General features: G+C 42.3%; 2 tRNA genes and 1 rRNA gene. All 3 read right to left on the minus strand.

Annotated elements, in window-relative coordinates:
* Positions 1 to 384: ribosomal RNA gene (locus Q0871_RS18620) — 23S ribosomal RNA — on the minus strand; the annotation flags it as partial.
* A 143-nt stretch (positions 385 to 527) separates the two neighbouring features.
* Positions 528 to 601, minus strand: a tRNA-Ala gene (locus Q0871_RS18625).
* A gap of 111 nt (positions 602 to 712) precedes the next feature.
* Positions 713 to 786 (minus strand) — tRNA-Ile (locus tag Q0871_RS18630).
* Positions 787 to 899: the final 113 nt, after the last annotated feature.

The raw sequence follows: 899 nt of genomic DNA on the forward strand, positions 1-899 counted from the left end.
CTATCTAAATGCTCTTTACCTATACGGGACTATCACCCTCTATGGTCGCTATTTCCAAAGCGTTCTAGTTCATTACATCTCGAATATCGTGGTCCTACAACCCCGCACATGCCGGAACATGTACGGTTTGGACTAATCCAATTTCGCTCGCCGCTACTATCGGAATCACTTTTGTTTTCTCCTCCTCCGGGTACTTAGATGTTTCAGTTCCCCGGGTTTACTTCTCTTACGAGATAACATATCTTCAATATGCTGGGTTGCCCCATTCGGATATCTACGGATCATATCGTGTGTGCCGATCCCCGTAGCTTTTCGCAGCTTATCACGTCCTTCATCGCCTCTGAGAGCCTAGGCATTCCCCATACGCCCTTTTCCAGCTTGTCGCCAGATCTTTAATCTATTCTATCTTATTCGTACTCTTTACTTAATAAAGATTCGTGTTTCTTTCTTTTTTAGTCGGTAATAAATTAAAAATGTATTACCTCCTGTTCCAATATGTCAATGAACGTTGTCGACTTTCGTCGCTGTGGAGAATATCGGAGTCGAACCGATGACCTCCTGCGTGCAAGGCAGGCGCTCTAGCCAGCTGAGCTAATCCCCCATTCTATAAGTTGGCAGTTGCCACTTTACAGTTGACAGGTAGCACAACTTCTAAAATTTCCTTCAATACTTAATGAACGTATCGCCTATTGCTAAACGAATTTCTTTTTTGTAGTCCCAGGCAGACTCGAACTGCCGACCTCTACATTATCAGTGTAGCGCTCTAACCAGCTGAGCTATGGGACTGTCCCTACTCTTTCCTCTCGGTATAAATACCTCGCAAAAAAAAAAGCAATTACTTATATATCATAATTATGGAGATGTATCAATTGAACAATTACTAAAGAAACTATTATTAA

It is taken from the genome of uncultured Maribacter sp., assembly GCF_947500985.1.
Lineage (GTDB): Bacteria > Bacteroidota > Bacteroidia > Flavobacteriales > Flavobacteriaceae > Maribacter.